General features: G+C 65.6%; 10 protein-coding genes. 9 read left to right on the forward strand and 1 reads right to left on the reverse strand.

The window, feature by feature from the left end:
* Positions 1–79 precede the first annotated feature (79 nt).
* The 9 genes from R3P93_RS02000 (at position 80) to secA (ending at position 12,422) form a co-directional block, all read left to right on the forward strand.
* The gene (locus R3P93_RS02000; RefSeq protein WP_082898577.1) at positions 80–1,183 is read left to right on the forward strand and encodes an alkane 1-monooxygenase; all 1,104 of its coding nucleotides are present in this window, start codon (positions 80–82) and stop codon (positions 1,181–1,183) included.
* Between the two features lie 124 nt (positions 1,184–1,307).
* Positions 1,308–2,792, forward strand: coding sequence for an adenosylhomocysteinase (gene ahcY / locus R3P93_RS02005; RefSeq protein WP_068045695.1), 1,485 nt, complete (start codon positions 1,308–1,310; stop codon positions 2,790–2,792).
* 11 nt (positions 2,793–2,803) lie between these two features.
* Positions 2,804–3,469, forward strand: a complete 666-nt coding sequence (locus R3P93_RS02010; RefSeq protein WP_068045693.1) for a dTMP kinase — start codon at positions 2,804–2,806, stop codon at positions 3,467–3,469.
* Between the two features lie 4 nt (positions 3,470–3,473).
* Positions 3,474–4,151, forward strand: coding sequence for an MtrAB system response regulator MtrA (mtrA, locus tag R3P93_RS02015; RefSeq protein ID WP_027496508.1), 678 nt, complete (start codon positions 3,474–3,476; stop codon positions 4,149–4,151).
* The gene (gene mtrB / locus R3P93_RS02020) at positions 4,148–5,833 is read left to right on the forward strand and encodes an MtrAB system histidine kinase MtrB (RefSeq protein ID WP_068045690.1); all 1,686 of its coding nucleotides are present in this window, start codon (positions 4,148–4,150) and stop codon (positions 5,831–5,833) included. The genes mtrA and mtrB overlap by 4 nt, the downstream gene beginning before the upstream one ends.
* Positions 5,830–7,608, forward strand: a complete 1,779-nt coding sequence (gene lpqB, locus R3P93_RS02025) for an MtrAB system accessory lipoprotein LpqB (protein ID WP_373454865.1) — start codon at positions 5,830–5,832, stop codon at positions 7,606–7,608. The genes mtrB and lpqB overlap by 4 nt, the downstream gene beginning before the upstream one ends.
* Positions 7,609–7,655: 47 nt before the next feature.
* Positions 7,656–8,339, forward strand: coding sequence for a ComF family protein (locus tag R3P93_RS02030; RefSeq protein ID WP_317532313.1), 684 nt, complete (start codon positions 7,656–7,658; stop codon positions 8,337–8,339).
* 200 nt (positions 8,340–8,539) lie between these two features.
* A complete protein-coding gene (hpf, locus tag R3P93_RS02035) occupies positions 8,540–9,208 on the forward strand; it encodes a ribosome hibernation-promoting factor, HPF/YfiA family (protein WP_068045673.1) in 669 nt (222 codons plus the stop codon).
* 307 nt (positions 9,209–9,515) lie between these two features.
* Positions 9,516–12,422, forward strand: coding sequence for a preprotein translocase subunit SecA (secA, locus tag R3P93_RS02040; protein WP_094688853.1), 2,907 nt, complete (start codon positions 9,516–9,518; stop codon positions 12,420–12,422).
* A 37-nt stretch (positions 12,423–12,459) separates the two neighbouring features.
* On the opposite strand, the gene R3P93_RS02045 is transcribed toward secA, so the two are convergent.
* Positions 12,460–13,035: an Rv3235 family protein gene (locus R3P93_RS02045; protein WP_141215337.1), complete on the reverse strand. Its 576-nt coding sequence runs from the start codon at positions 13,033–13,035 to the stop codon at positions 12,460–12,462.
* Positions 13,036–13,113: the final 78 nt, after the last annotated feature.

Raw genomic sequence — 13,113 nt, forward strand, 5'->3', positions numbered from 1 at the left:
GGGTGTCGCTTTCGGGGGGCGGGATTCGAAGGCCAGTGAGCGGTCGGTTCGCTGGCAGGACAACAAGCGATATCTATGGATGCTGGGGCTGCTGGCCCCGGCGTCGGCATTGCTGCCGTCGCAGTTGGTCTACTGGACGGGCATACCGCTGTTCTGGTGGAGCGGCGTGCTGGTGTTCTTCGTGATCATTCCGGTGATCGACGTGATCGCAGGCGAGGACGGGCACAATCCGGACGCTTCGGCCAGTGAAAAGCTGCAGAACGACCGGTACTACCGGTGGTGTACGTACCTCTTCCTGCCCGTTCAGTTCGTCGGGCTCTTCGTCGCCTGCTGGATGTGGGCGTACGGCGATCTGAGCGTGGTGGACAAGATCGGCCTCGCGGTCACAGTCGGTCTGGTGGCAGGTACCGGCATCAACGCGGCCCACGAACTGGGCCACCGCATCGAGCAGCACGAGCGGTGGCTGGCCAAGATCGCCCTGTCTCAGACGCTGTACGGACACTTCTTCGTCGAACACAATCGCGGACACCACGTTCGAGTAGCGACGCCCGACGACCCCGCGAGCGCACGACTGGGCGAGAGCGTGTGGAGCTTCGTGCCGCGCAGCACGATTCTCGGCCTCGGCTCCGCATGGAAGCTCGAGTCGCAGCGACTTCGGCGCAAAGGCCGCTCGGTCGCAAGCCCGACCAATGCCCTGCTGCACACGTGGCTGCTCAGCCTGGTGCTGTTCGGCACGCTGTTGATCGTGTTCGGCTGGTCCATCGCGCCGTACCTGCTGTTGCAGGCCGTCGTCGGATTCGTGCTGCTCGAGATGGTGAACTACGTGGAGCACTACGCCCTGCTCCGGGAAACCAACGATCGCGGCAGATACGTTCGGTGCTCGCCCCGCCACAGCTGGAACAGCGACAGGATCTGCACCAACATATTTCTGTACCACTTGCAGCGACACAGCGACCACCACGCCAATCCGGGCAAGCGTTACCAGACCCTGCTCTCCTACGACGAGGCTCCGCAGCTCCCTGCCGGCTACGCCTCGATGGTGATGCTCGCCGCAATTCCGCCGCTGTGGCGTCGGGTCATGGATCCGCGGGTACTGGCGCACTACCAGGGAGATATCACCCGAGCGAACATCCTGCCCCGCAAACGGGCTCGAATCCTGGCGCGAGCCGGACGAAACGGATAGCGCGGGTTCTCGACAATCGGTCGCAGGCGACAGGCTCCACCTCTGCACTTCCGGGCAGTCGAAGCCCGAAGCGTGCGGACCCGATAGCCTGGACGGCAGACACTCAGTCAACAGGAGAGGCAAGATGACGACCTCAGTTACGTCAGGATCGGCACTCACCGTGGAACACCGCGGTGGAATCGACTTCAAGGTCGCGGACCTGTCCCTCGCGGAATTCGGCCGCAAGGAAATTCGGCTCGCCGAGCACGAGATGCCCGGTCTGATCGCGCTGCGTCGCGAATACGCCGACGTACAGCCGCTCAAGGGAGCGCGAGTTTCGGGATCGCTGCACATGACCGTGCAGACCGCGGTGCTGATCGAGACGTTGGTTGCGCTCGGAGCCGAGGTGCGGTGGGCGTCGTGCAACATCTTCTCCACCCAGGATCACGCAGCAGCGGCCGTCGTCGTCGGCCCGTACGGCACCGTCGAGGAGCCCAAGGGCGTCCCGGTGTTCGCGTGGAAGGGCGAGAGCCTCGAAGAGTACTGGTGGGCGGCAGAGCAGATGCTCACCTGGCCCGATCAGCCCGCCAACATGATTCTCGACGACGGTGGCGACGCCACGATGCTGGTACTGCGCGGCGCGCAGTTCGAGAAGGCAGGCGTGGTTCCGCCGACCGACGACGATCACGATTCGGACGAGTACAAGGTGTTCCTCGGCCTGCTGCGTCGTTCGCTCGAGGCATCGAAGTCCAAGTGGACCGAGGTTGCCGAGTCCGTGCAGGGCGTCACCGAGGAGACCACCACCGGCGTGCTGCGGCTGTACCAGTTCGCAGCTGCGGGTGAGCTCACGTTCCCCGCCATCAACGTCAACGACTCCGTCACCAAGAGCAAGTTCGACAACAAGTACGGCACCCGCCACTCGCTGATCGACGGCATCAACCGCGGCACCGACGTCCTCATCGGTGGCAAGGCCGTTCTGGTCTGTGGCTACGGCGACGTGGGCAAGGGCTGCGCCGAGGCGCTCAAGGGTCAGGGTGCACGTGTGACCGTCACCGAGGCCGACCCGATCAACGCCCTGCAGGCGCTCATGGACGGCTTCGACGTGCGCACGGTCGAGGAGTTCATCGAGCAGGCCGACATCGTGATCACCTCGACGGGCAACCTGTCGATCATCACGTTCGAGCACATGCGCAAGATGAAGCACCAGGCCATCCTGGGCAACATCGGCCACTTCGACAACGAGATCGACATGGCCGGTCTGGAGAAGGCCCCCGATGTCACGCGGATCAACATCAAGCCGCAGGTCGACGAGTACCAGTTCAAGGACGGGCACTCGATCATCGTGCTGTCCGAGGGGCGTCTGCTCAATCTCGGCAACGCCACGGGCCACCCGTCGTTCGTCATGAGCAACAGCTTCTCCAACCAGGTCATCGCTCAGATCGAGCTGTGGACCAAGCCGGACGAGTACGACAACGAGGTCTACCGCCTGCCCAAGCACCTGGACGAGAAGGTCGCACGAATCCACGTCGAAGCGCTCGGCGGCTCGATCACCAAGCTCACCAAGGAGCAGGCCGAGTACATCGGCGTCGACGTCGAGGGCCCGTACAAGCCCGAGCACTACCGCTACTGACCGCACCGTCAGTGGGAAAACTGTTCGTCATCGAAGGAGTCGACGGAGCGGGCAAGAACACGCTCGCCCGTCGGCTCGTTTCGGCGTGGGAACGCCAGGGCCTGTCGGTCGAGCGCATCGGGTTTCCCCGGTACGACCGGTCGGTGCACGCCGATCTGGCGGCCGAGGCGTTGCACGGCGAGCACGGTGACACCGCGGGCAGCGTGCACGCGATGGCCCTGTTGTTCGCGCTCGATCGCCGGGACGCGGGCGACGAGATCCGAAAATTGCTCTCGGACAACGACATCGTTCTCCTCGATCGGTACGTGGCATCCAATGCCGCCTACACCGCGGCTCGGCTGGAGCAGTCCGCGGACGGCGAGGCCGTCGAATGGATCAGGTCGCTCGAATTCGACCGATTCGCCGTGCCCGTTCCCGATGTCCAGATTCTGCTCGACGTCCCGGTTGCGCTCGCCGCCGAGCGTGCGGCGGCCCGTGAGAGTGCGGACGTCGCTCGAACCCGGGACGCCTACGAGAGGGACGGCTCATTGCAGAGCCGAACCTCGGCTGCGTACGGCAGGCTCGCGGCCTCGCACTGGGTGTCACCGTGGCGAGTCGTCACCGCCGACGTCGATCCCGATCGACTCGCCGCCGACATGTTCAATCAGCCATCAGGCGTTCGGAAAGTGACACCATAGGACCATGAAGCCTCGGATTCTGGTTGTGGACGACGATTCGGCTCTGGCGGAGATGCTCACCATCGTGTTGCGCGGTGAGGGGTTCGAGCCTTTCGTGGTCGGCGACGGTACCCAAGCACTGGCGGCCGTGCGCGAGAACCGGCCGGATCTGGTGCTGTTGGATCTGATGCTTCCCGGCATGAACGGCATCGACGTCTGCCGCGTCCTGCGTGCCGACTCGGGCGTGCCGATCGTCATGCTGACGGCCAAGACCGACACCGTCGATGTCGTACTGGGTCTCGAGTCCGGCGCGGACGACTACATCATGAAGCCCTTCAAGCCGAAGGAACTGGTCGCTCGGGTGCGCGCGCGCTTGCGCAGGACCGAGGACGAACCCGCCGAACTGCTGTCCATCGCGGACATCGTCATCGACGTGCCCGCCCACAAGGTCAGTCGCGGCGACGAACTCGTCTCTCTCACCCCGCTCGAATTCGATCTGCTGGTGGCACTGGCTCGCAAGCCGCGTCAGGTGTTCACCCGAGAGGTGTTGCTCGAACAGGTCTGGGGCTACCGCCACGCAGCCGACACCCGACTGGTCAATGTGCACGTGCAGCGTCTGCGTGCCAAGGTCGAGAAGGATCCGGAGAACCCCGAGGTGGTGTTGACCGTGAGGGGGGTCGGCTACAAGGCCGGACCGCCGTGATCCGTTTCTCCCATTCTCGGCGACGAATCAACGGCAAGTTCTCTCCCGTACTGCGTTGGTTTCGTTCGCTGAGTACGTCGCTGGGCCATGCCTGGCGTCGATCACTGCAGCTGCGCGTCGTCGTGTCGACGCTGACCCTGTCCCTGGTGGTCATCCTCATCCTCGGGGTCGTGCTGACCTCTCAGATCACCGATCGGCTGCTCGAAGCGAAGCTGTCCGCAGCCACCGAGGAACTCGACCGCTCACGGACCACCGTCGAGGGCAACCTCGCCGGAGCCGACGACTCGAGCGGGCTCGCGACGCGCCTCGAACGAGCCAGGGCGGCGCTGACCAACCAGGACCTGGACGCCGCGTCGACCACCGGGTCTGCGGGATCGTTCGATCCGGTCCTGATCGTGGAAGGCGACGCCACCCGCGCGGAGGCCTCGGTGGGCCCGGTCGATCAGATCCCGAACAGCCTGCGCGACTTCGTCAAGAAGGGCCTGATCAGCTCGCAGTACGCGACGGTGACCGACAGTGACGGCGGGTACTCCGGCTCGGCGCTGATCATGGGATCGCCCACCGGATCCGACATCTCGGCCCTGCAGCTCTATCTCATCTTTCCGTTGGCCAGCGAGGATCGCACGCTCTCGCTCGTACGCGGCACGTTGTTCATCGGCGCAGTGGTGCTGTTGGTGCTGCTCGCGGCGATCGCGATGCTCGTCGCACGTCAGGTGGTTCTGCCCATTCGTTCGGCGTCGAGGATCGCGGTGCGGTTCGCCGACGGCAGGCTCAAGGAGCGCATGCCGGTCCGCGGCGAGGACGACATGGCCAGACTCGCGATGTCCTTCAACGAGATGGCCGAGAGTCTCTCCAAACAGATCACCCAGCTCGAGGAATTCGGTAACCTCCAGCGCCGATTCACCTCCGACGTAAGCCACGAACTGCGCACCCCGCTGACCACCGTCCGGATGGCCGCAGACCTCATCCACGACGCCAGCGACGACCTGGAGCCTGCACTCAAGCGATCCTCGGAGCTGCTGGTCAACGAGCTCGATCGGTTCGAGACCCTGCTCGGTGACCTGCTCGAGATCAGCCGCCACGACGCGGGCGTGGCCGAGCTGGCCGCCGAACAACTCGACCTGCGGATGTGCGCCCGGGCGGCAGTGTCGACCGTGCGGCACCTGGCGCGCGAGACCGGCACCGAAGTGATCGTCGACATGCCCGAGACGGCAGTCATCGCCGAGGTCGACCCCCGACGGGTGGAACGGATTCTGCGCAATCTGCTGGCCAACGCACTCGACCACGGCGAAGGCAAGCCGGTCCTGCTGCGGCTACGCTCGGATGCCGACGCGGCAGCATTCGTCGTGCGCGATCAGGGAGTCGGTCTGCGACCAGGCGAAGAGAAGCTGGTGTTCAACCGGTTCTGGCGCTCGGATCCCTCCCGCGTTCGACGGTCCGGGGGCACCGGCCTGGGGCTGGCGATCAGCGTCGAGGACGCCCGCTTGCACGACGGTAAGCTCGAGGCGTGGGGAGCACTGGGCGAAGGCGCATGCTTCCGACTCACTCTGCCGCTCGTGCGCGGGCACAAGGTGATCGGATCCCCACTGCCCCTCAAACCCAGCACCAAGAAGTTCGCACAAGGACAACCGATTCCCGCGATCACCGCAGCCAAGACAGCCACGTCGGAGCCCGCGACGTGATCTTCTCGTGCCGTCGCACCCGGGTGCTGGCGATGTGCGCGCTCGTCGTCGCCCTCGTGGGCGGCTGCGCCAGCCTGCCCGAGTCGTCCAGCCCCCAGGCCATCGGCACCCTGACCGCCGGTGCCGTTCCCACCAGCGCCCCGGCCCCCGAGCCGGGACGTGAGCCCGATCGACTGCTGGACGACTTCTTCGAGGCCAGCGCCGTCTCGGCCAACAGACACCAGGCCGCCCGGCAGTTTCTCACCGAGGAGGCGTCGGGAACCTGGGACGACGGCGCGCGGACGGTCGTGGCGGATCGAATCGACACCCTGTCCGGTCCACGAACCGCAGATACCGCGCAGTTCACGATCCGCTCGGCGACGGCCGGGATGCTGGCCTCGGGCGGCGAGTACCAGGCCGGATCGGACACCTTCGACGCTGCGATCGAGATGGCACGGGTGGACGGTCAGTGGCGGATCTCGAAACTGCCGCCCGGTGTCGTCATCGATCGATCCGCTTTTCTGAACACTTATCAGCAGCGATCGCTCTACTTCGTCGATCCGCTCGGTGGCGTACTCGTGCCCGATGTGCGGTGGACCAGCGGATCTCAGGACCAGCTCGCCAACCAGCTCGTACAGCTGCTCATCGACGGCCCCAAGTCCGCGCTGTCCGCTGCGGTGAGCAACGAACTGTCCGACGACGTGAGTATTCGCGGGCCCATCACCAAGGCCGATGGTCAGACCTCACAGGTGGGGGTGGGACTCGGTGGTATCAGAATCGATTTCGGCGGCCTGCAGAACAAAGGTGATCGCGATCGCGAACTGCTTGCCGCGCAAGTGATCTGGACCCTGGCCTCGGCCGAGGTGGCCGGGCCCTACGTGCTGCTCGCCGACGGTCAACCGATCGACACGACCAAGCCCGACGGGTGGACGACCGCAGGCGTGGACTCGTTCGATCCGCTGGGCAGTACCGGCGACGGTGTCGGACTGCACGCACTCGCGTCCGGCACATTGCTTCGCGTCGACGAGGCGGAGACCACGCCCGCTCCCGGGTACTTCGGGCAGGCCCGCAATCTGCGCTCGGTGGCCCTGTCCAACGACGGCACGCTCGTGGCAGGAGTTGCGGACACCGGACGGCCCGCCCCTGCGCCGTCGAGCACGCTCATGGTCGGCAGCTACGACGGCGGCGCGTTTCCCGTGGCCGAGGGACAATCGATCACTCGACCCACCTGGGGAGCCGACGACAACGCAGCCTGGGCGGTGATCGACGGCACCAACGTCATCCGGGCCGCCCGCGATCCTTCCACCGGCCAGGTGTCGGTGGTACCCGTCGAGGCCACCGCCGTCACGACACTCGGCAACCGGATCACCGAACTGCGACTGGCCCGCGACGGCGTGCGAGCTGCGCTCATCGTCGACGGCGTCGTGTACGTGGCAACGGTGGTGCGCGAGCCCTCGGGTGTGTACTCCCTCACCGAGCCGAGGGCCGTGGCCATCGGACTCGGTAGCGACGCCACGAGTTTGGACTGGAGTACCGGCGACACCATCGTGATCGCGCGGGTCGCGACCGACTCCCCGGTGGTCCAGGTGAGCGTCGACGGATCCCGGATGGATCCGTTGCCGTCACGCAACCTGACCACCCCGGTGTTGGCGGTCGATGCCTCGCCGGAAACGGAGTACGTGGCCGATGCACGGGCCGTGTTCGCCCTCAACAACTCCGATCCGGTCGGCGACCGGTACTGGCGTGAGGTCACCGGTCTGGCCGGCGTGAAAGCTGTGCCCATTCTGCCCGGCTGACGTCGGTCGCAGATCTCTGTCGGTGGGCCGGGGCAGACTCCGCATCCATGCGGACGCTCCTCGATCTGGTTCTGCCCCTCGAGTGCGCCGGGTGCGGTGTGCCGGGGGAGCACTGGTGCGGAGGGTGTTCTCTGGCCCTGTTCGTCCCGCCCGTTGCCGTTCGGCCACGAGTCGATCCCGGTGTGCCCTGCTGGTCCCTGGGTACGTACAGCGGGCCGCGCCGCAGTGGTGTGATCGCGCTGAAGGAGCGAGGTCGGCGGTCGGTGGCCCGGCCTTTCGGGCGAGCGCTCGCCGAGGCCGTCGGACATCTACGCGACGCGGGTGAGATCGATCCACCGGAGCTGAGTTCGCTGATTCTGATCTGCGCGCCCTCTCGGGCTCGTGCGGCGCGGGCTCGTGGAGGCGATCCCGTTCTGCGATGCGCTCGAATCGCCGCCGAGCAGTTGGCACCCGAGCGTGTGCTCGTTCCCGAGTTGCTCCGCATGACCGGTGGAGTACGTGATTCGGTCGGACTGTCGGCGGGACAACGACAGCACAACGTGGCAGGGCGGATCGAGGCCGTCGGGCTGGCTCGTTCGCACGCCGACGCACGCGTGACGCCATCGGCGGAATTCACCGTTCTGCTGACCGACGACGTCGTCACCACCGGTGCCACGTTGGCCGAATGTGCAAGAGTGCTAACCGATTTCGGAGTCCCGGTAGCCGGAGCGCTGGTGGTGGCGAGTGCGTGACGGCGGAGGGGAAGGACACGCCGACAACCAATTCGGGGTGAACGGTGGCACACGAGTCGATGACCGACTAACGTCGCGGACACGCACCGACTGGACCAGATGTGAGGTGATGCCCCGGACTTTGATGCCGGAAGGTTCCCCATTCGGCATGCACACTTGCCGCGTCCAACAGTGGGCGTGGCCGATATCGGGAGGTACGCGTGACGACCCCTTCACAAGCCTCGGTTTTCTTCGACGAGAAGCCCTCGGAAGAACCCGCCAAGAGCAATGCGGACGTCGTGGTCAAGGGCCGCAACGTCGAGATACCGGATCACTTCCGGATATACGTCTCCGAGAAACTGGCTCGCCTCGAGCGCTTCGATCCCTCCATCTACCTGTTCGACGTGGAACTGCAGCACGAACGAAATCGCCGCCAGGCCAAGGCATGTCAACGCGTGGAGATCACCGCGAAGGGCAAGGGCCCGGTCGTTCGAGCCGAAGCGTGCGCCGACAGTTTCTATGCCGCACTCGAAGCGGTGACGTCGAAACTCGAGAGCAGACTCCGGCGCACCAAGGACCGTCGCAAGGTTCACTACGGCGAGAAGCGGCCCGTGTCCGTCGCCGAGGCCACTGCCGAACTCGCCGAGGACGACACGCTGGCACTCGACCCCGACACGAAACTCGACACCTTCGAGGACGACCAGAGCGGTCCGGGGCACATCGTGCGGACGAAGACCCACTCGGCCGCACCGATGAGCGTCGACGACGCACTGTACGAAATGGAACTCGTGGGCCACGATTTCTTCCTGTTCCACGACAGCGCAACCGATCGCCCCTCGGTCGTGTACCGACGGCACGCCTTCGATTACGGCTTGATCAGACTCACCTGACCGGACCGATCGGGACGGTTCGACACGTTCGCCGTCCGTGAAATCTTTTCACCGCTGCAGGCTCGACGCCGGAGACTCGATCCCCACGTCGAGCCTGCAGTGCTGTGTCGGTGTTGTCCGAATGGCCGACCGGCGATCTCCGACGACCGATAGTCGGGCTGCCGGGTTCACAGCGACACCGCCTACCATGGACGCGTTCGGGTTACCCGCCGCGCAGATGTCGTGGTGACGAACCCGTGAGCTCGTGCAGTAAGCAGTGTTGTCCGTACCAGTACCCGTGAACCGAGGATCGAGGACGAGAAAGCCCGTGCCGTCGCTGTCGTTTTCCAAGCTGCTCCGTGTCGGTGAAGGTCGCATGGTCAAGCGGCTCAAGAGCATCGCCGACCACGTCTCGACCCTGTCTTCCGAAGTCGAGAGCCTCTCCGACGACGAACTGCGCGGCAAGACCGCGGAGTTCAAGGAGCGGTACTCCGCAGGCGAGACCCTGGATCAGCTCCTGCCCGAGGCCTTCGCCGTGGCCCGTGAGGCGTCCTGGAGAGTGCTGTCGCAGCGGCACTTCGACGTACAGGTCATGGGCGGTGCCGCTCTGCACTTCGGCAACATCGCCGAGATGAAGACCGGTGAGGGCAAGACACTGACGTGTGTTCTCCCGGCTTACCTCAATGCCATCTCCGGCGAGGGTGTGCACGTGGTGACGGTCAACGACTACCTCGCCAAGCGCGACTCGGAGTGGATGGGCCGCGTGCACCGCTTCCTCGGTCTCTCGGTCGACGTGATCCTGTCCGGCATGACCCCGGTGGAACGCCGCGCCGCGTACGCCGCGGACATCACTTACGGCACCAACAACGAGTTCGGTTTCGACTACCTGCGCGACAACATGACGCACTCGCTCGACGATCTCGTGCAGCGCGGCCACAACTTCGCCGTCGTCGACGAGGTCGACTCCATCCTCATCGACGAGGCCCGTACGCCGCTGATCATCTCGGGACCGGCCGATGCGTCGAGCAAGTGGTACGGCGAGTTCGCCCGTATCGCGCCGATGCTCAAGGTCGACACCCACTACGAGGTCGACATCCGCAAGCGGACCATCGGTGTGCACGAGGCAGGCGTCGAACTGGTCGAGGATCAGCTCGGCATCGACAATCTGTACGAGGCCGCCAACTCACCGCTGGTGAACTACCTCAACAACGCGATCAAGGCCAAAGAGCTCTACACCAAGGACAAGGACTACATCGTTCGCGACGGCGAGGTCATCATCGTCGACGAGTTCACCGGCCGCATCCTGGTGGGACGCCGCTACAACGAGGGCATGCACCAGGCGATCGAGGCCAAGGAGAAGGTGGAGATCAAGGCCGAGAACCAGACTCTGGCCACGATCACGCTGCAGAACTACTTCCGCCTCTACGACAAGCTCTCGGGCATGACCGGTACCGCCGAGACCGAGGCCGCCGAGCTCCATCAGATCTACGGTCTGGGCGTCATTCCGATTCCGACGAACCGTCCGATGGTTCGAGTGGACAACGGCGACCTGATCTACAAGACCGAAGAGGCCAAGTTCGACGCGGTCGTCGACGACGTCGTCGAGCGGCACGGCAAGGGCCAGCCGGTCCTCATCGGCACGACGAGCGTCGAGCGCTCGGAGTACCTGTCGAAGCAGTTCACCAAGCGCGGCGTCGCACACAACGTGTTGAACGCGAAGTTCCACGAGCAGGAAGCGACGATCATCGCCGAGGCGGGCCGGCAGGGCGCGGTGACCGTCGCGACCAACATGGCCGGTCGTGGTACCGACGTCGTGCTCGGCGGCAACCCGGACATCCTGGCCGACCTGAAGCTCCGGAAGCAGGGCTTGGACCCGGTCGAGACCCCCGAGGAATACGAGGCCGCCTGGGAGCCTGCGCTGGAAGAGGTCAAGGCGCAGGTCAAGGCCGATGCCGATACCGTGCGCGAGGCCGGTGGGCTGTACGTCCTCGGTACCGAACGGCACGATTCGCGCCGCATCGACAACCAGCTGCGAGGCCGCTCCGGTCGTCAGGGTGACCCGGGCGAATCGCGTTTCTACCTCTCTCTCGGCGACGAGTTGATGCGTCGATTCAACGGCGGCGCACTCGAATCGATCATGACTCGGCTCAACCTGCCCGACGACGTCCCGATCGAAGCCAAGATGGTGTCCAAGGCCATCAAGAGTGCTCAGACGCAGGTGGAGCAGCAGAACTTCGAGATCCGCAAGAACGTTCTCAAGTACGACGAGGTGATGAACCAGCAGCGCACCGTCATCTACGAGGAGCGCCGCCGCATCCTCGAAGGTGCGGACATGGAGGGCCAGGTCGAGGGCATGATCACCGACGTGATCACCGCCTACGTCGACGGTGCCACCGTCGAGGGCTACGTCGAGGACTGGGATCTGGAACAGCTCTGGACCGCGCTGAAGACTCTCTACCCGGTGGGAATCGACCACAAGGTCCTCTCCGGCGAGAACGAGGACGGCGAGAAGGGCGACCTGACCCGCGACGAATTGCGTGAGGCGCTGCTCGAGGACGCGCGATCGGCGTACGCCAAGCGCGAGGCCGAGATCGACGGTATCGCCGGCGAGAACGGAATGCGCGAACTCGAGCGTCGAGTTCTGCTGTCGGTTCTCGACCGCAAGTGGCGCGAGCACCTCTACGAGATGGACTACCTCAAGGAAGGCATCGGCCTGCGCGCGATGGCGCAGCGCGACCCGCTGGTCGAATACCAGCGTGAGGGCTACGACATGTTCCAGGGCATGCTCGACGGCCTGAAGGAGGAGTCGGTCGGCTTCCTGTTCAACCTGCAGGTCGAGGCCACACCGGCTCCGGCAGGTCCGGCAGCCTCTGCAGGTCTCGCAGTGGCTCCTGGACTGTCCTCTCCGGTGGGCTCCGGCCGCCCGGCAGCGACACCCGCCGCAGCACCTGCACCGACGGCACCTGCACCGACGGCTCCCGCACCCACCGCTCCGGCACCTACTGCTCCTGCGGTGCCCTCGGCGCTGCGGGCGAAGGGTCTCGACGAGCAGGAAGACCAGAGACTGACCTTCTCCGGTCCGGCCGAGGGCGGCGGCACTGCCGTTCGTCGATCCGGGCCGACCCCGACCGGCAGCGAGTCCGCGGCCGAGGGCACCCGCCGCGAGCGTCGCGAGGCGGCGAGAACGCAGAGCAAGGCCCCCAAGAAGGCAGCTCGCTCCAAGCGCAAGAGGTAGTACACGACGGTCGCGTCGCCGCGGGGCGACGCGACCCTCACCCCACTCGCAACGACGTGACCGTCCACCCGGGGCGGCGCGGGTCGATGGCGAGCTCGATTCGGCCCGCGAAGGCGAACATACGTGGGCCGCGAGTGTACGAGCCGAAGATCTCCGCCGAGACATCCGACTGATACGCCACATGCACTCGACGCACTGCGGCGAAACCGAGTCGCCTTCCTGGCGGTGGGTTTCGCACTATGGTCCGCACCAGGTCGATCATCGAGGCGGTGAACAACGGCGACAGCTGGTCTGCGCTGCGTCGACGATCGATCACCTCGATCATCATGCGCATCGCCCGGTCGGCACTCGAGCGCGCATCGGCGGGCACCGTCGGCCGGCCGGGAGGCTCGATGCGCCGTCGAGAACGGTTGCTGCGCACGGAGGGTCGGTGTCGGGCGGGCGGCGAATCGGTGATCGCCGCTGGATCCCACGTGTGCACGGCACCGGAGCTGAGCGGCGGCTCGAACGGAGCGGCACGCGAGAGAAAGCAATGATGTTCGGCGCGGAGTTGCGAGCCCGGGGCCGAGGTGTCCGCGATGTGCGGCGGGTCGTTCGATTCGATGACGCTCACACCGACATTGACGGTCCGAGCGCGCGTTCGGTTCCCGTCGAAACCCGGGAACAACACGCGACACGGTCCTCGAACGAC

Origin of the sequence: Rhodococcus cerastii (assembly GCF_033042195.1) — a bacterium.
Taxonomy (GTDB): Bacteria; Actinomycetota; Actinomycetes; order Mycobacteriales; family Mycobacteriaceae; genus Rhodococcoides.

Coding starts and splice junctions, on each gene's coding strand:
- R3P93_RS02030 (WP_317532313.1), top strand. CDS start 7,656: ATGCGGACGCTCCTCGATCTGGTTCTGCCCCTCGAGTGCGCCGGGTGC.
- mtrA (WP_027496508.1), top strand. CDS start 3,474: ATGAAGCCTCGGATTCTGGTTGTGGACGACGATTCGGCTCTGGCGGAG.
- ahcY (WP_068045695.1), top strand. CDS start 1,308: ATGACGACCTCAGTTACGTCAGGATCGGCACTCACCGTGGAACACCGC.
- R3P93_RS02000 (WP_082898577.1), top strand. CDS start 80: ATGCTGGGGCTGCTGGCCCCGGCGTCGGCATTGCTGCCGTCGCAGTTG.